The following is a 17,736-nucleotide window of genomic DNA, read 5'->3' as shown; positions in this document are numbered from 1 at the left end:
TTCCATGAGCGCGATTCATGGAATAGGCCTGCTGGGCGGGGGTGGCGGGGGTGGTTTATGAATGAGCGGTCATTCATTGTGCGCGGGAGTTCTTGCATGACCGTTCATGCATGACCGTTCTTGCATGACTGTTCATGCAAGAACGCCTACCCGCTCTGGGAGCAGCCGCCGCAGCTCACTCCACGGCCTCGCGCAGCTTGCGGAACTCTGCCGCCAGCGCGTCCAGCGAGTAGTGGGCGTTGAGGCCGCTGGGGTTGGGCAGCACCCAGACCTCGGTCTCGCCCACCCCTTCCGCCTGCGGTCCGATTGACGCGCGCGGGTGCCCGAAGGCCGTGCGGTACGCCCCGATGCCCAACACCGCCAGTACCCGGGGCCGCAACCGGGTCACCCGTTCGACCAGTGCCGCGCCGCCCTCCTTCAGCTCGGCCCGGGTCAGCTCATCGGCCTTCGCGCTGGCCCGGGCGACCACGTTGGTGATGCCCAGGCCCAGCTCCAGCAGTTCGCCCTGCTCGTCCGGCCGCAACTGCCGGGAGGTGAAACCGGAGCGGTACAGCGACGGCCAGAACCGGTTGCCGGGCCGCGCGAAGTGATGCCCGGTGGCCCCGGACCAGAGCCCGGGGTTGATCCCGCAGAACAGCACCCGCAGTCCTGGCGCCGAGACATCGGGGATGGTCACGTCCTGGGCCGCTGCCAGCTGGTCGGCATTGGGGCGGAACGGGGTCACGGGGGAGGGATTCTGCACCGGAACAGTCTGCCCCGCCCGCCGCTCCGCCCGGAAGGCGCACGGGGCAGCCGGGCCGACCCGGCTGCCCCGCTCCGTCCCTACCGACCCGGTCGCCCGTGCTGTGGGCCCGGGCTCGCTGTGTGCTTGCTAGCTCGTCGTGGTCGTCGCTGCTGCGGCCTTCGTTGCCTTCGCTGCCTTCGCCGCTGTGGGCGTCAGCGGTGAGGCCGCCGGTGCCGCAGTCGGTGGCGTCGTCGTCGATGCCGGCGCGGTCACCGCTGCCGTCCTCACCCGCGCGGTCGCCGTTGCCGTCGCGCCGGTCGGCTCGTCACTGGTGGCCGAGGCCCGGGTGGCGAGCAGCTCGCGGGCCTGACGCGCCTGCCGCTTCGCCGCACGGCGGTCCAGCAGCCGGCCCAGACCGAAGACCACCACCGCGGCGTAGAGCCAGCCCATCAGCACGTCGATCACGAAGTGCTCGGCGCCGTAGACCAGGGTGAACGCCATCGCCAGCGGATAGGCGGCCAGCAGCACCCGCAGCTTGCGCCCGGCCGTCGGCCAGAAGAAGAGCGCCAGCAGCATCGGGTACGCGGCGTGCAGCGAGGGCATCGCCGCCACGTCGTTGTCGAACTGGCTGCCGTTCTCGAAGATCGACCCGGCCCGGGGCAGCCCGCTCTGGGTCAGCACGTCCGAGACCACCCGGGTCAGCTGCGGCAGGTGCGCGTTCTGCGCGGCCAGCCACGGCGGGTCGGCGGGGTACAGGATGTACGTCGCGAAGCCGGCGAAGGTCAGCGCCAGGTAGAACGCGAGCAGCCGGGTGAACCGGTCGTGCCGCCGCCGCCAGAGCGCGGCCAGGACCACGAAGATCGCGAAGAAGTGCGACATGTAGACGGTGGTGCACAGGTAGTCGTACCAGTGCGGGTGGCCCGGCGTGTACAGCCAGTGCTGCAGCCGCACGGTCCACACCTGACCGAAGCCGAAGACCTTGTCGATGGCGATCTGCGGCGCGTAGTGCACCGCCCACGGGGTGTGGGCGCCGTAGCCGCGCAGCAGCGAGTAGACGTAGACGGCCCCCATCACGGGGATCCAGTCCCGCAGCACCCGCAGCCAGCCGCCCCGGTAGCCGCTGTGCACGGCGCCGGCGACCAGTGCGCCGATCAGCCAGCAGAAGACCACGTCGTTCTGGTACGGCAGCCCGTTGTCCGCGACGTACCGCCAGAGCAGGAAGCCGTAGAGCGGCCAGGCCAGGAACCGCAGATGCCGGGTCCGGTACCGGACGACGGCCAGCCGTTCGCTCACCGGCGCGAGCCTCTCCCGGACCACGGCCAGCCGGCCGTGCCACCCCGTCGGTGGTGGCCCCGAGCGCTTGCCGCTGACACCTGAGGAACCGTTGGCAACGCCTGAGGAACCGTTGGCCGCGCCCTGCGCTGGGGCCTCGGCGGTCGATGGGGAGCCGACCGGCGCCGGACGGGTCGCGTCGGCGGAGGAGCGGACGAGGTGGAGCGGGCTGGTCACCGGTGGCGTCCCCTTCGAGAGATCTGGTGGGGCAAGCCGGGTCAACGTAATGCTCGTTTTTTAAGAATTACTGAGCCCGGGCGTCGGCCCCGTGCCGTCGCGCCCCGATCCTGCCTCCGTGCCTGGCGTGCTGCCCACCCTTCGGGAGCCACCTGGCCTGGACTTGACCGGTTCGAACCCATTTGCGGGGCACCCCGGCGTCCAGCGGACTTACACCAAATTCTCAGGAAACTTCCGCAACCGCGACTTCAGGTCCGCGTGCGGTCCGGATGCAGTAGGCATCGCCGGTCCGTCACCGCCGGGGACCGACCGCTCTGCGGGGTCGCGCCCGGCCCTCTCGGCGAGGCGGATACGCCGGGCGGCGCATGCTCAGTGGGAGCATCAAACCATCCAGGACGACGGTCAGTTGGGCGGGCCCGTCGTGCATCCCCAGGTCCTCGCCCGCTTGCCGGGGCGCCCGCCCCATCGTGACCGTGCCTCAGTCGCCGGGCCGCGAGCCGATCCTGCCGGTGCGATGCCCGCCCCGGCCGCTACGGCCGATGGCCGCGCCCGGAAGCCCGGACACGGCCATCACGCGGTTGGGCCTGGCCCGTCAGCGGTAGTTCACGAACTGGATCGCGAAGTCCAGGTCCTTGCCCTTGAGCAGCGCCTGCACCTCCTGCAGGTCGTCGCGGCTCTTCGAGGAGATGCGCAGCTCCTCGCCCTGGATCTGGGCCTTCACGCCCTTCGGGCCCTCGTCGCGGATGATCTTGGAGACCTTCTTGGCATCCTCCTGAGTGATGCCCTCCTTGATCGTCGCGAAGATCTTGTACTCCTTGCCGGACAGCTGCGGCTCGCCCGCGTCCAGCGCCTTCAGCGAGATCTTGCGCGCGATCAGCTTGCTCTGGAACACGTCGAGGATGGCCTTGACCCGCTCCTCGCCGTCAGCCTTGAGCTCGATCCGCTCGCCCGTCCAGCCGATGGTCGCGCCGACGTTCTTGAAGTCGTAGCGGGTGGCGATCTCGCGGGAGGTCTGGTTGATCGCGTTGTCGACCTCCTGCTTCTCGACCTTCGAGACGATGTCGAAACTGGAGTCGGCCATCTGTGGTGGTCTCCTTGCGATGTCGGCAGCACATGCCCCACCGATGCGGGGCTCTCACGCCCCCAGCCTATCCAGCACCACCCCGCCCCGACCCTCTGATCACCCGTGCCCAATCGAGTGGCGGAGCACCCCCTGTCATCAGGTAAGGTTTACCCAGTCGAACGGGGCAAGGCCCCGAGAGACACCAATCCTGGCTGGTTGCCCGAGCGGCCAAAGGGAGCAGACTGTAAATCTGTCGCGCAAGCTACGCAGGTTCGAACCCTGCACCAGCCACAGGATAGAGAAACAGCCCCTGATCTGCGGAAACGCGGATCAGGGGCTGTTTTGTTGTGTCCAGGTGCGGAGGCTGGGGTGCGCCGGTGGCTTGGCACGGGGCGTGTTGCCGGAGGCCGGCGTTGAGCGGGGATCCGGGGGGTGTGCGGGGGTGCCCTGTGGGTGGGGGCAGGTGTCAGGGGGGCGTTGGGATGGGGGGTGGGGGCGTCAGGGTTGTGTCAAAGGGGTGATGGGGAGTGGGGGCGGCTCGGTTGGCTGGGGGGTGACGGGTCGGCGGAGGAGGGCGGGCAGTGATGGGTGAGCGGCGGCGGGTCGTCGTGGGTGTCAGTGGGTCGCTGGGGAGTCTGGCGGCGCTGCACCGGGCGGCCGAGGAGGCGCGGCGCGGTGGGGCCGAGCTGTTGACCGTGCTGGCGTGGACGCCGCCGGGGGGTGAGCACAGTGTGCGGCGAGCGCCGTGTCCGCCGCTGGCGTCGGTGTGCCGGGAGGCGGCGGTCGAGCGGCTCGGGACGGCGCTGGGGGAGGCGTTCCCGAGTGGGCTGGCGGGGGTGCCGCTGAAGTGTGTCGCGGTGCGCGGGGAGGCGGGGCCGGCGCTGGTGGCGGCGGCCAACGGGCCGGACGACGTGCTGATCGTGGGTGCGGGCGGTGGCCCGTGGTGGCGGCGGTTGCGGCCGTCGGTGACCAACTACTGCGTGCGGCACGCGGGTTGTCCGGTGCTGACGGTGCCCCAGCCGCAACTGCTGCGCGAGCTGGCGTCGTTCGAGCGGCGCAATGCGTGTCATTTGCCGATGGAGACGATGGAGATGACCGGTTCGAGTCACTGACCACGTCGATGTTCTTCTACACAGCGCGTCCGGGTGGGCGCCGCTACCGCCCGGTGGTGGGCCGGCTGCCGGTGCCGCTGTCCGGCGCGTTCGCGTTCCTCGGCAGTGCCGGGCTGGTGCTCGGGCTCGCCGGGGTGGGGGAGTTGCGGGCCGGCTGGGTCGCGCTGGGTGCCTTCGCGGTGCTCGGCGCGCTGCTCGGGCGGCGCTCGCGACCGGTGGCGGCGCCGCTGATCGGTGGTGTGCAGTGGCTGTTCTACAACGGGTACGTGGTGCACCGGTACGCGGTGCTGGGGTGGGCCGGGGGCGGCGTCGAGTGCGCGAGGGCGGGGCTGCTGACCGCTGTCGCGCTGCTGGCCGCGTGCTCGGCGACGTGGCCGCGGCGGCGGGTGCGTGCGGAGCGGTGGGTGCTGCACGGCCTGCCGAACGGCGAGCACCGGTGAGCAGCGGCCGAGCGCCGCGGGGGACGGGCGGCCCGGCGCCGTCAACGGCGCGTCAGGGACGCCGGGGCGAGCGCTAGGAACGCGTATGGGAGACGCGGGCGAGCACGTCCGCCCGGAGACGATGCGTAGCGCACCCGAGCACGGAGGATCCGTCCGATGTCCATCACCCCGGCGCCCGCGCAGGCGCCCGACGAAACGCCCGACGAAACGCCTGACGGCGCGCAGCAGAACGCACCTGCCAAGGCGCACGACCGCGACAAGCTGACGGCGCTCGGCGGACTGGCCGCGCTGTCGCTGGACGCGATGGCCTCGGTGGCCTACGGGCCGGAGTCGATCGTCCTGGTGCTCGCCGCCGCCGGCAGCTACGGGCTGGGCTTCACCCTCCCGGTGACGGCGGCCATCGCCCTGCTGCTCGCGGTGCTCACCGCCTCCTACCGCCAGGTGATCGCGGCCTTCCCGGACGGCGGGGGCTCGTACGCGGTGGCCAAGACCCACCTGGGCCGGCGCACCGCGCTCACCGCCGCGGCCTCGCTGGTGATCGACTACATCCTCAACGTCGCCGTCTCGGTGACGGCCGGCGTGGCCGCGCTGACCTCGGCCTTCCCCTCCCTCTACCCGGACCGGGTCTGGCTCTGCCTGGGCGTGCTGGTCCTGGTGACGGGGGTGAACCTGCGCGGGATCGCGGAGTCGGCCCGCTGGTTCATGGTCCCCACCGCGGTCTTCGTGCTCTCGATCATGGCGATCATCGTGGTCGGCCTGTTCCGCTCGGCGCCCGCCAGCACGGCCGCCGCCGCGGGGCACGCCTCGGCCCTGGCCGCCAACGCGGGTTCGGTCGGCGCGCTGCTGCTGCTCAAGGCGTTCGCGTCCGGCTGCTCGGCGCTGACCGGGGTGGAGGCGGTGGCCAACGCCGTCCCGTCGTTCCGCGCGCCGCGGGTCAGGCGGGCCCAGCACACCGAACTCGCCCTCGGCGCGGTGCTCGGCGTGATGCTGATCGGGCTCGCGGTGCTGATCGGCCGCTTCCACCTGCAGCCGGTCGAGGGCGTCACGGTGCTGGCCCAGCTGGCGGACGCCTCGCTCGGACACGGCTTCGGCTTCTACCTGGTCCAGTTCGCCACCGTGATCCTGCTGGCCCTGGCGGCCAACACCTCCTTCGGCGGCCTGCCGGTGCTGATGCGCCTGCTGGCCCGGGACAACCACCTGCCGCACGTCTTCGCGCTGCGCGCCGACCACCAGGTGCACCGACACGGCGTGCTCTTCCTGGCGCTGGTCTCGGCGGGGCTGCTGGTGGCCTCCGGCGGGGACGTGAACAGCCTGGTGCCGCTCTTCTCGATCGGCGTCTTCGTCGGCTTCACGATCTGTCAGGTCGGCATGGTCCGGCACTGGTCCCGGGAGCGCGGCGCGGGCTGGCGCGGCCGGGCGGCGCTGAACGGCTTCGGCGCGGTGCTCACCGGTGTCGCCACCGTGGTGGTGACCGGCACCAAGTTCACCGAGGGCGCCTGGGGCATCGTGGTGGCGCTGCCGCTGCTGGTGCTGCTCTTCGAGCTGGTGCACCGGGCGTACGGACGGATCGGTGCGCGCCTGGAGCTGGGCAAAGTGCCCGGCCCGGTGGTCCGGCAGCGCTCGCTGGTGGTGGTCCCGGTGACGATGATCTCGCGGCTGACCCGGGAGGCGCTGTCCACCGCGGTCTCGCTCGGCGACGAGGTGCTCGCGGTGACCGTGGTGCCGACCGAGCCCGACGCGGAGGACCGGCAGAGCCTGGAGGCGCTGCGCCGGGACTGGGAGCTGTGGCAGCCGGGCGTGCCGCTGGTCGAGGTCACGGACGCGCACCGGCGGCTGGGCCGGCCGCTGGTCGGGTTCGTCAACGGGCTGGCCGGCCAGGCGCACGGCCACGGCGGTGAGGACGGCTACCAGGGCTTCGACGGCTACGACCGGATCACCGTGCTGATCGCGGAGGTCGAGCCGGTGCACTTCTGGCAGCGGGCGCTGCAGAACCAGCGCGGCGTGCTGATCGACCGCGCGCTGCGCCGGGGCACCGACGCGGTGGTCTGCCGCCTGCGGCTGCGGATGTAGCGGCCGGCCCCCGGACACGACCGGGGCAGCCCCGGACACGATCGGGGCAGGAGGTGCAGGCGCCCGACGGGACCCCCGTCGGGCGCTTCGCGTCGGCCGGGAATACTCCGCCCCCGCCTTCGGTTGTAAGGCGCAACGGCGCCGTCGGCCCCATGAACAGAGTCGAAACATCACGATTAGCCTATAGAAGTGGTAACGGCTCGATATGTTGACGCGCCCTTGTCGCTCGTCCTAACGCCGCCCTTCCCCTCGTCCGCCTCCGGGCCCACCCCTCCTGGCCTGCGGAAACGCTGCCCGGCCCGCCCGTCGAAGGCCGTCCGCCTCCCCGCGAGTCGCCCGTTGTCCATACGCCCGGGGCGCATACGCTCGCGCTTGTGTTCAACGTGCCCTCGGCGCTCAAGCGCCTCGTGATCGGTAAGGCCATGCGCAGCGAGGAGCTGGGCGAGACCCTGCTCCCCAAGCGGCTGGCCCTGCCGATCTTCGCGTCCGACCCGCTGTCCTCGGTGGCCTACGCCACCGAGGAGATCCTGCTGGTGCTCACCGTCGGTGGCACCGCCTTCCTCTACCTGACGCCGTGGATCGCGGCCGGCGTGGTGGCGCTGATGGCGGTCGTGGTGCTCTCCTACCGGCAGGTCGTGCACGCCTACCCGGGCGGCGGCGGCTCGTACGAGGTGGTGACGCAGAACCTGGGCGCCAAGTCCGGTCTGGTGGTGGCCGCCTCGCTGATGGTCGACTACGTGATGACCGTCGCGGTCTCGGTCGCCTCCGGCGTGGACAACATCATCTCGGCGTTCCCCGGCATCGGCGCCGCCCGGGTGCCGATGGCCTGCGCCTTCGTCGCGCTGCTGGCCGCGATGAACCTGCGCGGTGTACGGGAGTCGGGCAAGGCCTTCGCGGCGCCGACCTACATGTTCATCTTCGGCATCCTGCTGATGGTGGTCACCGGGTTCATCAAGATGGCCTTCGGGCACACGCCGGTGGCCTCCAGCGCGCACTACGCGATCATGCCCACCGACCACAACGGGACGCTGGCCGGGATCGCGCTGCTGATGCTGGGCCTGAAGGCCTTCGCCTCCGGCTGTACCGCGCTGACCGGTGTCGAGGCGATCTCCAACGGCGTGCCGGCCTTCCGGGCGCCCAAGTCGAAGAACGCCGCCACCACGATGGCCGTCATGGGCATCACGGCCGTGGTGATGTTCATCGGCATCACCGCGCTGGCGCTGGTCGCCAAGGTGCACAAGACCAGCGACACCTGCCAGCTGGTGGGCTACCCGGGCGACTGTCACACCGCCTCGCAGCCGACCGTGATCGCGCAGCTGGCGTCCTCGATCTTCGGCGGGGACCACAGCTTCCTCTTCTACTTCATCCAGGCCGCCACCGCCCTGGTCCTGATCCTGGCCGCCAACACCGCCTTCAACGGGTTCCCGCTGCTCGGCTCGATCCTGGCCCAGCACCGCTACCTGCCCCGGCAGTTCCACACCCGTGGCGACCGCCTCGCCTTCTCCAACGGCATCATCGCGCTGGCCGTGGTGAACATCCTGCTGCTGTGGGGCTACAAGGCGAACGTCTCCAACCTGATCCACCTGTACATCCTGGGTGTGTTCACCTCCTTCACGCTCTCCCAGATCGGCATGGTCCGGCACTGGAACGAGGTGCTCGCCAACGAGAGCGACTCCTCGGTGCGGGCCCAGGCCCAGCGCTCGCGGGTGATCAACGCCTTCGGCGCCTGCACCACCGGCCTGGTCCTGGTGATCGTGATGGCCACCAAGTTCCTGGAGGGCGCCTGGCTCGCGGTGCTCGCCGCGATCGTGCTCTTCACGATGATGCGCGGCATCCGCCGGCACTACGACGCGGTGGCCGAGGAGCTGACGGTGGACGACCCGCACGCCGAGGCGGTGCGCCCCTCCAAGGTGCACGGCATCGTGCTGGTCTCCAAGGTGCACAAGCCCACCCTGCGGGCGCTGGGCTACGCCGAGGCGTTCCGGCCCGACACGCTGGAGGCGGTCAGCGTCGCGGTGGAGAAGGAGGGCATCGACGAGCTCAAGGAGCAGTGGAACGAGTTCGACATCCGGGTGCCGCTCAAGGTGCTGGACTCGCCCTACCGGGAGATCACCAAGCCGGTGGTGGCCTACGTCCGTTCGGTGCGCCGCACCAGCCCGAGGGACGCCGTCGCGGTCTTCATCCCGGAGTACGTGGTGGGCCACTGGTGGGAGCACTTCCTGCACAACCAGTCCGCGCTCTGGCTCAAGAGCCGGCTGCTCTTCACGCCCGGCGTGATGGTGATCAGCGTGCCCTGGCAGCTCTCCTCGGCGCCGCGCGCCGACCACCCCGCGCGCCGGGGCCCCGGCGCGGTGCGCCGCGGTGAGCCGGAGGCCAAGAACCGAGGCAAGGAGCGCGAGCAGATCGAGGCGCCGGAGAACGTCTGAGCGACGGGCTCGGCCCAGCGGCCCCGGGTGGACCTGATGGTCCCCCGGGGCCGCGCGTTTTCCGAACGCCTGGTCGGCGCGGCTGGAACCGCCCGGCGCCCGGCTGCCCGTTGCCGCCGTGTTATCGCCTCGTGACCGCCCCTCGACGCGCCGTATGGAGGCCGTCAACAACACCTCCGCACCCGTAAGGAGGACGTCAAGGAACGCGGGGGCGGCTCGAACGCACGGTTTGCTACTGGGGCCGGTCTGCCACCGGTGTCGTGTGGAGCCGCCCGGCCGCCCACGGCCAGGTTCCTGAAGCAACTGGTGGAGCTCATGCTCGATCTCGTCTTCGTCGGCCTCACGATCGTCGTGTTCGCCGTGCTCGCCCTGATCGCGAAGGGGGTGGAGAAGCTGTGAGCGTCGAGAATCTCGCAGGTCTCATCGTCGCTGTCGTCCTCGTCGGCTACCTCGTCGTGGCGTTGATCTACCCGGAGAAGTTCTGACATGAGCTCCACTCTCGCGGGCTGGCTGCAGGCCCTCGCCCTGGTGGGCGCGCTGGCCCTGTGCTACCGGCCGTTGGGCGACTACATCGCCAAGCTCCTCACCACCGCCAAGCACCTTCGGGTCGAGCGCGGCATCTACAAGGTCATCGGGGTCGACGGCGATGCCGACCAGCGCTGGCCGTCCTACCTCCGCTCGGTGCTGGCCTTCTCCGCCTGCAGCGTGCTCTTCCTGTACCTGCTCCAGCGGATCCAGAACCACCTGATGCTCAGCCTCGGGTTCAAGGCGGTGAACCCGCACGGCGCCTGGAACACGGCGATCTCCTTCGTGACCAACACGAACTGGCAGGACTACGGCGGCGAGGCCACCCTGGGCCACGTCGTCCAGATGAGCGGCCTGGCGGTGCAGAACTTCGTCTCCGCCGCCGTCGGCATCGCCGTGGTGGCCACCCTGATCCGCGGCTTCAGCCGCAGCAAGACCGACCGGGTCGGCAACTTCTGGGTGGACCTCACCCGGATCAACCTGCGCCTGCTGCTGCCGCTGTCGATCGTCTTCGCGCTGGTCCTGGTCAGCCAGGGTGTGATCCAGAACTTCCACGGCTTCCACGACATCACCACGATCACCGGCGACACCCAGTCGATCCCGGGCGGCCCGGTGGCCTCGCAGGAGGTCATCAAGGAGCTGGGCACCAACGGTGGCGGTTTCTTCAACGCCAACTCGGCCCACCCGTTCGAGAACGCGACGGGCTTCACCAACTGGCTGGAGATCTTCCTGCTGCTGGTGATCTCCTTCTCGCTGCCGCGCACCTTCGGCAAGATGGTCGGCGACAACCGGCAGGGCTACGCGATCGTCTCCGTGATGGCCATCTTCTGGACGGCCTCGGCCGCGCTGATGACCTTCTTCGAGACGCACGCCGCAGGCGTGGCGCTGAAGGCGGCCGGCGCCGCGATGGAGGGCAAGGAGGTCCGCTTCGGGCTCTGGGGCACCAGCCTCTTCGCCTCCTCCACCACGCTGACCTCCACCGGTGCGGTGGACGGCATGCACGACTCGCTCACCCCGGGCGGTGGCGGTGTCGCGCTCTTCGACATGATGCTCGGTGAGATCGCGCCCGGCGGTACCGGTTCCGGCCTCTACGGCATGCTGGTGCTGGCCATCGTGGCGGTCTTCGTCGCCGGTCTGATGGTCGGCCGCACGCCCGAGTACCTGGGCAAGAAGCTCGGCGGCCGCGAGATGAAGTTCGCCTCGCTCTACATCCTCACCACCCCGGCGATCGTGCTGGTGGGCACCGGTGTCGCGATGGCCCTGGGCGGCGAGCGGGCCAACATGCTCAACAGCGGGGCACACGGCTTCTCCGAGGTGCTCTACGCCTTCACCTCCGCGGCGAACAACAACGGCTCCGCCTTCGGCGGTCTGACGGTGACCTCGCCCTGGTGGGACACCGCGCTCGGCCTCGCGATGGTGTTCGGCCGCTTCCTGCCGATCATCTTCGTGCTGGCGCTGTCGGGTTCGCTCGCACAGCAGCAGCCGGTCCCCGCCACCAAGGGCACCCTGCCCACTCACAAGCCTCTCTTCGTGGGCCTGCTGTCGGGCGTCGTCCTGATCGTGGTTGGCCTCACCTACTTCCCGGCCCTGGCTCTCGGGCCGATCGCGGAAGGTCTGCACTGATGTCGTCCACCCTTACTCCCGCTCCCGCCGACCAGGCGCCGGCTGTCGAGCAGCCGCACCGCGTCTCGTCCGGCCTGCTCGACCCCAAGCTGATCGTCGCCTCGCTGCCCGACGCGGTGAAGAAGCTCGACCCGCGCGTCATGATCAAGAACCCGGTCATGTTCGTGGTCGAGGTCGGCTCGGTGGTCACCACCGTCTCCGCGATCGCGCACCCCTCGGTGTTCGCCTGGGCGATCACCATCTGGCTCTGGCTCACGACGATCTTCGCCAACCTCGCGGAGGCCGTGGCCGAGGGTCGTGGCAAGGCGCAGGCCGACACACTGCGCAAGACCAAGACCGACACCATGGCCCGCCGGCTGGTCGACTGGCCCGCCTCGCAGGCCGAGGAGGAGGTCTCGGGCACCGAGCTGCGGCTCGGCGACCACGTGGTGGTCGAGGCCGGCCAGATCATCCCCGGCGACGGTGACGTCGTCGAGGGGGTCGCCTCGATCGACGAGTCGGCGATCACCGGTGAGTCCGCGCCGGTGATCCGCGAGTCCGGTGGCGACCGCTCGGCGGTCACCGGCGGCACCAAGGTGCTCTCCGACCGGATCGTGGTGAAGATCGCCACCGAGCCGGGCAAGTCCTTCATCGACCGGATGATCGCCCTGGTCGAGGGCGCCGCTCGGCAGAAGACGCCGAACGAGATCGCGCTCAACATCCTGCTGGCCTCGTTGACCATCGTCTTCCTGGTCACCGTCGCCGCCCTGCAGCCGATGGCGAGCTTCGCCGGCGCTCCGCAGACCCTGATCGTCCTGGTCGCCCTGGTCGTCGCGCTGATCCCGACCACGATCGGCGCGCTGCTGTCCGCGATCGGTATCGCCGGTATGGACCGCCTGGTGCAGCGCAACGTGCTGGCCATGTCGGGCCGCGCGGTCGAGGCCGCCGGTGACGTCAACACGCTGCTGCTGGACAAGACCGGCACCATCACCCTGGGCAACCGCCAGGCGGCCGACTTCCAGCCCGCCGCCGGGGTCACCGTCGACGAACTGGCCGACGCCGCACAGCTCTCCAGCCTCGCGGACGAGACCCCCGAGGGCCGTTCGATCGTCGTGCTGGCCAAGACCGAGTACGGTCTGCGGGCCCGCGCCCAGGGCGAGCTGACGCACGCCACCTGGGTTCCGTTCACCGCCCAGACCCGGATGTCCGGCGTCGACCTCGACGAGGCCGACGGCCTGCACCAGGTGCGCAAGGGCGCGGCCGGCTCGGTCACCCGCTGGGTCGGTGAGAACGGCGGCGAGGTCGGTGCCGATGTCGCGCAGCTGGTCGACGGCATCTCCGCTGCCGGTGGCACCCCACTGGTGGTGGCCACCAAGACCGGTGCCAGGCCCGCCCGCGTCCTCGGGGTGATCTACCTCAAGGACGTCGTCAAGGAGGGCATGAAGGAGCGCTTCGACGAGCTGCGCCGGATGGGCATCAAGACCGTCATGATCACGGGCGACAACCCGCTGACCGCCAAGGCGATCGCGGAGGAGGCCGGCGTGGACGACTTCCTCGCCGAGGCCACGCCCGAGGACAAGATGGCGCTGATCAAGAAGGAGCAGGAAGGCGGCAAGCTGGTCGCGATGACCGGCGACGGCACCAACGACGCTCCGGCCCTGGCCCAGGCCGACGTGGGTGTGGCGATGAACACCGGCACCATGGCGGCCAAGGAGGCCGGCAACATGGTGGACCTGGACTCCAACCCCACCAAGCTGATCGAGATCGTCGAGATCGGCAAGCAGCTGCTCATCACCCGCGGCGCGCTCACCACCTTCTCGATCGCCAACGACGTCGCGAAGTACTTCGCGATCATCCCGGCGATGTTCGCCTCGGTCTACCCGGGTCTGAAGCACCTCAACATCATGGGGCTGCACAGCCCGACCTCGGCGATCACCTCGGCGATCGTCTTCAACGCCCTGGTCATCATCGGCCTCATCCCGCTCGCCCTGCGCGGCGTGAAGTACCGTCCTGCCGACGCTAGTTCACTGCTGGCCCGGAACATCGGGGTATACGGCATCGGCGGTCTGATCGTGCCGTTCATCGGCATCAAGCTGATCGACATGATCGTCCAGTTCATCCCCGGCCTGCGCTGAGAAACGGAGGAAAAGCTCTCATGTCCAAGCCACTGCCCACCTCCGTCCGCACCCACTTCACCGCCCTGCGGATGCTGCTGGTCCTGACGGTGATCCTCGGGATCGCCTACCCGCTCCTGGTCACCGGGATCAGCCAGGTCGCCTTCTCCCAGAAGGCCAACGGCTCGATCGTCAAGGACGCCGGCGGCAAGGAGATCGGCTCCAGCCTGATCGGCCAGAACTTCAACCTGCCCAAGAAGGACCCGAACGACCCGAAGGAGGTGGCGCAGCCGGACCCGAAGTTCTTCCAGCCGCGGCCCTCCGCGGCGGGCACGGGCTACGACCCGACCTCCTCCTCCGGTACCAACCTCGGCCCGAACAGCGACGTCCTGCTGAAGTCCGTCAACGACGCCCGCGCCTCGATCGCCGCCTTCGACGGCGTCGACCCGGCCAGCGTGCCGGCCGACGCGGTCACCTCCTCCGGCTCCGGCCTGGACCCGCACATCTCGGTGGCCTACGCCGATGAGCAGGTCGCCCGGGTGGCCAAGGCCCGCGGCGTCTCGGCGGACGCGGTCAAGGCACTGGTCGGCAAGTACACCGAGGGCCGCTCGCTGGGCTTCCTCGGTGACCCCGGTGTCAATGTGGTACTGCTCAACAACGCGGTCAACGAGCTGAAGTGACACACCATCTGACCGAGTGACCGGACCGGCCCGTGCGGGGATTCTGCCCCGCACGGGCCGGTCCGGCCTGTCTCTGCCCATCTTTTCGTGAAGAGAGAAGAAGCCCCCCATGGCTCGCGATCTCGCCTCCGCCGCCCCGCCCCGGCGCGGCCGGCTGCGGGTGTACCTCGGCTCGGCCCCCGGTGTCGGCAAGACCTACCGGATGCTGGACGAGGCCCGACGCAGACAGGAGCGGGGCGCGGACGTCGTGGTGGGCTACATCGAGTGCCACGGCCGCAGGCACACCGAGGGCATGCTGCAGGGCCTGGACGTGATGCCCCGGCTGCACCGCAGCTACCGGGGCACCGAGTTCACCGAGATGAACGTCGAGGCGGTGCTGGAGCGGCGCCCCGCCGTCGTCCTGGTGGACGAGCTCGCGCACACCAACATCCCCGGCGGCAAGAACGCCAAGCGCTGGCAGGACGTCGAGGACCTGCTGGTCGCCGGCATCGACGTGATCACCACGGTCAACATCCAGCACCTGGAGAGCCTCAACGACGTCGTCCAGAAGATCACCGGCACCCCGCAGCGGGAGACGGTGCCGGACGAGGTCGTGCGGCGGGCCGACCAGATCGAACTCGTCGACATGGCCCCACAGGCGCTGCGCCGCCGGATGGCCCATGGCAACGTCTACAAGGCCGAGAAGGTGGACGCCGCGCTCTCCAACTACTTCCGGGTCGGGAACCTGACGGCGCTCCGTGAACTCGCCCTGCTCTGGGTGGCCGGACGGGTCGACGAGGGGCTGCGCGACTACCGGGCCGAGCACAACATCGACCGGGTCTGGGAGACGCGCGAGCGGGTGGTGGTCGCGCTCACCGGCGGCCCCGAGGGCGAGACGCTGATCCGTCGCGCCGCCCGGATCGCCGATCGCACCGACGCGGGCCAGATGCTGGCCGTGCACGTCACCCGCAGCGACGGCCTGGCCGGCGCCTCGCCCGGCGCGCTGGCCAACCAGCGCCGCCTGGTGGAGACCCTCGGCGGCACCTACCACGTGGTGGTCGGCGACGACATCCCGAGCGCGCTGCTCGGCTTCGCCCGCGCCAACGACGCCACCCAGCTGGTGCTCGGCACCAGCCGGCGCGGCCGGATCACCCGCTTCCTGACCGGCCCCGGCATCGGCGAGACCACGGTCGACGAGTCCGAGGACATCGACGTCCACATGGTCACCCACGAGTTCACCGGGCGCGGCCGGCTGCCCAAGCTGGGGCGGCGGCACTCCAAGCGGCGCACGGTGGCCGGCTTCACCTCGGGCCTGCTGCTGCCCTTCATGCTGACCGGCCTGCTCTCCCCGCTGCACCACACGCTCAACCTGACCACCGACGCGCTGCTCTTCCAGCTCGGCGTGGTGGCGGTGGCGCTGCTCGGCGGTGCGGCCTCGGCGCTGGTGGCCTCGCTGATCGCCTCGCTGCTGCTCAACTACTACTTCATCCCGCCGGTGCACACCTTCACCATCGGCGAGCCCAACAACGTGATCGCGCTGCTGGTCTTCGCCATGGTGGCGCTCACCGTCTCCACCGTGGTGGACCGGGCGGCCAGGCTCACCGGGCGGGCGGCCAGGGCGACCGCCGAGGCCGAGACGCTCTCCGCGCTGGCCGGCACCGTGCTGCGCAGCCAGGACTCGGGCCAAGGCGGTGGCTCGGCGATACCGACACTGCTGGAGCACTCCCGCAACACCTTCGGCCTGGACTCGGTGGCCCTGCTCTCCCGGGAGACCGGCGAGGTGATCGCCCGCAGCGACTCCTCGGGGGACGGCGCGGACGAGACCGAGAGCACCGAGGTGCCGGTGGGCGCGGACGCGCTGCTGATCCTGACCGGGCGCCGGCTGACCGCCGACCAGCACCGGCTGCTGACCGCCTTCTCGGCCCACGTGGCCGCCGCCCTGGAGCGCGACCGGCTGGCGGCGGTGGCTGCCGAGGTGGAGCCGATCAAGGCGGCCGACAAGATGCGCACCGCGTTGCTGGCCGCCGTCAGCCACGACCTGCGCACCCCGCTGGCCGCCGCGCTGGCCTCGGTCGGCTCGCTGCGCAGCCCGGACGTGGAGTTCTCGCCGGAGGACCAGGCCGAGCTGCTGGCCACCGCCGACGAGTCGCTGGTCCGGCTCAACCGCCTGGTCGACAACCTGCTCGACATGAGCCGGCTGCAGGCGGGCGCGCTCACCCTGCACCTGGGCCCGGTCCACGTGGACGAGGTGCTGCCGCGCGCGCTCGACTCGCTGGCGGACCCCGACGCCCCCGTGCAGCCGCTCGACCTGGAGCTGGTGCCCGCCGTGCTGGCGGACGCCCCGCTGCTGGAGCGGGTGCTGGCCAACGTGATCACCAACGCGCTGCGCTACAACGCCCCGGGCGCCCCGGTGCTGGTCAGTGCGAGCACGCACCTGGACCAGGTGCAGATCCGGATCGCCGACCGCGGCCCGGGCATCCCGGCCGCCGACCGGGACCGGGTCTTCCTGCCCTTCCAGCGGCTCGGCGACACCGACAACACCACCGGGGTGGGCCTGGGCCTGGCGCTCTCCCGGGGCCTGGCCGAGGCGATGGGCGGAACCCTGGAGGTCGAGGACACCCCCGGCGGCGGTACCACCATGCTGCTCACCCTGCCCACCGCGACGGAGGAGGACGAGGCACCGTGACCAACATCCTGATCGTCGACGACGAGCCCCAGCTGCTGCGCGCGCTGCGGATCAACCTGCGGGCCCGCGAGTACAAGGTGGCCACCGCCGCCACCGCCGCCGCCGCACTGGAGGCCGCCGAGCAGAGCCGGCCGGACGCCGTGCTGCTCGACCTCGGGCTGCCCGACCTGGACGGGGTGGAGGTGATCCACCGGCTGCGCGGACGCGGCCAGGTGCCGATCATCGTGCTCTCCGGGCGCAGCGGCGCGGACGACAAGATCCAGGCGCTGGACGCCGGCGCCGACGACTACGTCACCAAGCCCTTCCTGATGGACGAGCTGTTCGCCCGGCTGCGCGCGGTGCTGCGCCGCCCGGGAGCCACCCCGGCGGTGACCAAGGCGCTGCTGGGGGAGTGGGTGATCGACCTGACGGCCGGCACGGTGCTGCGTGCCGCCGACGGGCCGCCGGCCCAGCTGCGGCTGACCCCGACCGAGTGGAAGATCCTCACCATGCTGCTGGCCAATCCGGGCCGGCTGCTGCCCGGCCGTCAGATACTGCGCGCGGTCTGGGGGCCGGGCCACGAGGACCGCGGCAACTACCTGCGGGTCTACTTCGCAGGCCTGCGCCGCAAGCTGGAGCGCGACCCGTCCAGGCCCCGCCACCTGATCACCGAGCCGGGCATCGGCTACCGCTACGAGCCTTAGAGGGTCCGCAGAGTGACCGGCAAAACCCCAGGTGAACCCGGGGCGCTAATGATCCGTCAAGACCGGGTCGCGCGGTGCCAAGGGAGCGTCAGGACGGAGCACAATCGTCACGCCCAGGAGCTA

General features: G+C 70.6%; 13 protein-coding genes and 1 tRNA gene. 11 read left to right on the top strand and 3 right to left on the bottom strand.

Going from position 1 to position 17,736, the window contains the following annotated elements; all coding sequences use genetic code 11:
* Positions 1-175: 175 nt before the first annotated feature.
* From mug to OG500_RS16460, 3 genes are all read right to left on the bottom strand, one after another.
* The gene (gene mug / locus OG500_RS16470; protein ID WP_329580975.1) at positions 176-742 is read right to left on the bottom strand and encodes a G/U mismatch-specific DNA glycosylase; all 567 of its coding nucleotides are present in this window, start codon (positions 740-742) and stop codon (positions 176-178) included.
* Between the two features lie 129 nt (positions 743-871).
* Positions 872-2,017 (bottom strand): phosphatase PAP2 family protein, encoded by a 1,146-nt coding sequence (locus OG500_RS16465; RefSeq protein WP_329580972.1) that lies wholly within the window; start codon positions 2,015-2,017, stop codon positions 872-874.
* Between the two features lie 808 nt (positions 2,018-2,825).
* Positions 2,826-3,314, bottom strand: a complete 489-nt coding sequence (locus OG500_RS16460; protein WP_327067432.1) for a YajQ family cyclic di-GMP-binding protein — start codon at positions 3,312-3,314, stop codon at positions 2,826-2,828.
* Positions 3,315-3,506: 192 nt separating this feature from the next.
* Here OG500_RS16460 and OG500_RS16455 point away from each other — a divergent pair.
* The 11 genes from OG500_RS16455 (at position 3,507) to OG500_RS16405 (ending at position 17,613) form a co-directional block, all read left to right on the top strand.
* Positions 3,507-3,587, top strand: a tRNA-Tyr gene (locus OG500_RS16455).
* Positions 3,588-3,880: 293 nt separating this feature from the next.
* Positions 3,881-4,408 (top strand): universal stress protein, encoded by a 528-nt coding sequence (locus OG500_RS16450; RefSeq protein ID WP_329580969.1) that lies wholly within the window; start codon positions 3,881-3,883, stop codon positions 4,406-4,408.
* A gap of 8 nt (positions 4,409-4,416) precedes the next feature.
* Positions 4,417-4,848, top strand: coding sequence for a hypothetical protein (locus tag OG500_RS16445; protein WP_329580966.1), 432 nt, complete (start codon positions 4,417-4,419; stop codon positions 4,846-4,848).
* Positions 4,849-5,004: 156 nt separating this feature from the next.
* Complete coding sequence (locus OG500_RS16440) at positions 5,005-6,918, top strand: APC family permease (protein ID WP_329580962.1); 1,914 nt, start codon at positions 5,005-5,007, stop codon at positions 6,916-6,918.
* Positions 6,919-7,340: 422 nt separating this feature from the next.
* A complete protein-coding gene (locus tag OG500_RS16435) occupies positions 7,341-9,344 on the top strand; it encodes an APC family permease (protein ID WP_442907139.1) in 2,004 nt (667 codons plus the stop codon).
* A gap of 395 nt (positions 9,345-9,739) precedes the next feature.
* The gene (kdpF, locus tag OG500_RS16430) at positions 9,740-9,829 is read left to right on the top strand and encodes a K(+)-transporting ATPase subunit F (protein WP_184937114.1); all 90 of its coding nucleotides are present in this window, start codon (positions 9,740-9,742) and stop codon (positions 9,827-9,829) included.
* Between the two features lies 1 nt (position 9,830).
* Positions 9,831-11,492, top strand: a complete 1,662-nt coding sequence (gene kdpA / locus OG500_RS16425; RefSeq protein ID WP_329580956.1) for a potassium-transporting ATPase subunit KdpA — start codon at positions 9,831-9,833, stop codon at positions 11,490-11,492.
* Complete coding sequence (kdpB, locus tag OG500_RS16420; RefSeq protein ID WP_327067422.1) at positions 11,492-13,606, top strand: potassium-transporting ATPase subunit KdpB; 2,115 nt, start codon at positions 11,492-11,494, stop codon at positions 13,604-13,606. Before kdpA ends, kdpB begins: the two co-directional genes overlap by 1 nt.
* A 20-nt stretch (positions 13,607-13,626) precedes the next feature.
* A complete protein-coding gene (gene kdpC / locus OG500_RS16415) occupies positions 13,627-14,265 on the top strand; it encodes a potassium-transporting ATPase subunit KdpC (protein WP_327067421.1) in 639 nt (212 codons plus the stop codon).
* Between the two features lie 109 nt (positions 14,266-14,374).
* Positions 14,375-16,930 (top strand): sensor histidine kinase KdpD, encoded by a 2,556-nt coding sequence (locus tag OG500_RS16410; RefSeq protein WP_327067420.1) that lies wholly within the window; start codon positions 14,375-14,377, stop codon positions 16,928-16,930.
* On the top strand, positions 16,927-17,613 hold the full coding sequence (locus OG500_RS16405; RefSeq protein ID WP_327067419.1) for a response regulator: 687 nt from the start codon (positions 16,927-16,929) through the stop codon (positions 17,611-17,613). Before OG500_RS16410 ends, OG500_RS16405 begins: the two co-directional genes overlap by 4 nt.
* Positions 17,614-17,736 lie beyond the last annotated feature (123 nt).

The sequence above is a fragment of the Kitasatospora sp. NBC_01250 genome, from assembly GCF_036226465.1.
Taxonomy (GTDB): domain Bacteria; phylum Actinomycetota; class Actinomycetes; order Streptomycetales; family Streptomycetaceae; genus Kitasatospora.
The sequence above is the reverse complement of the archived record's forward strand: the minus strand, read 5'-3'. Positions and strand labels throughout refer to the sequence as shown.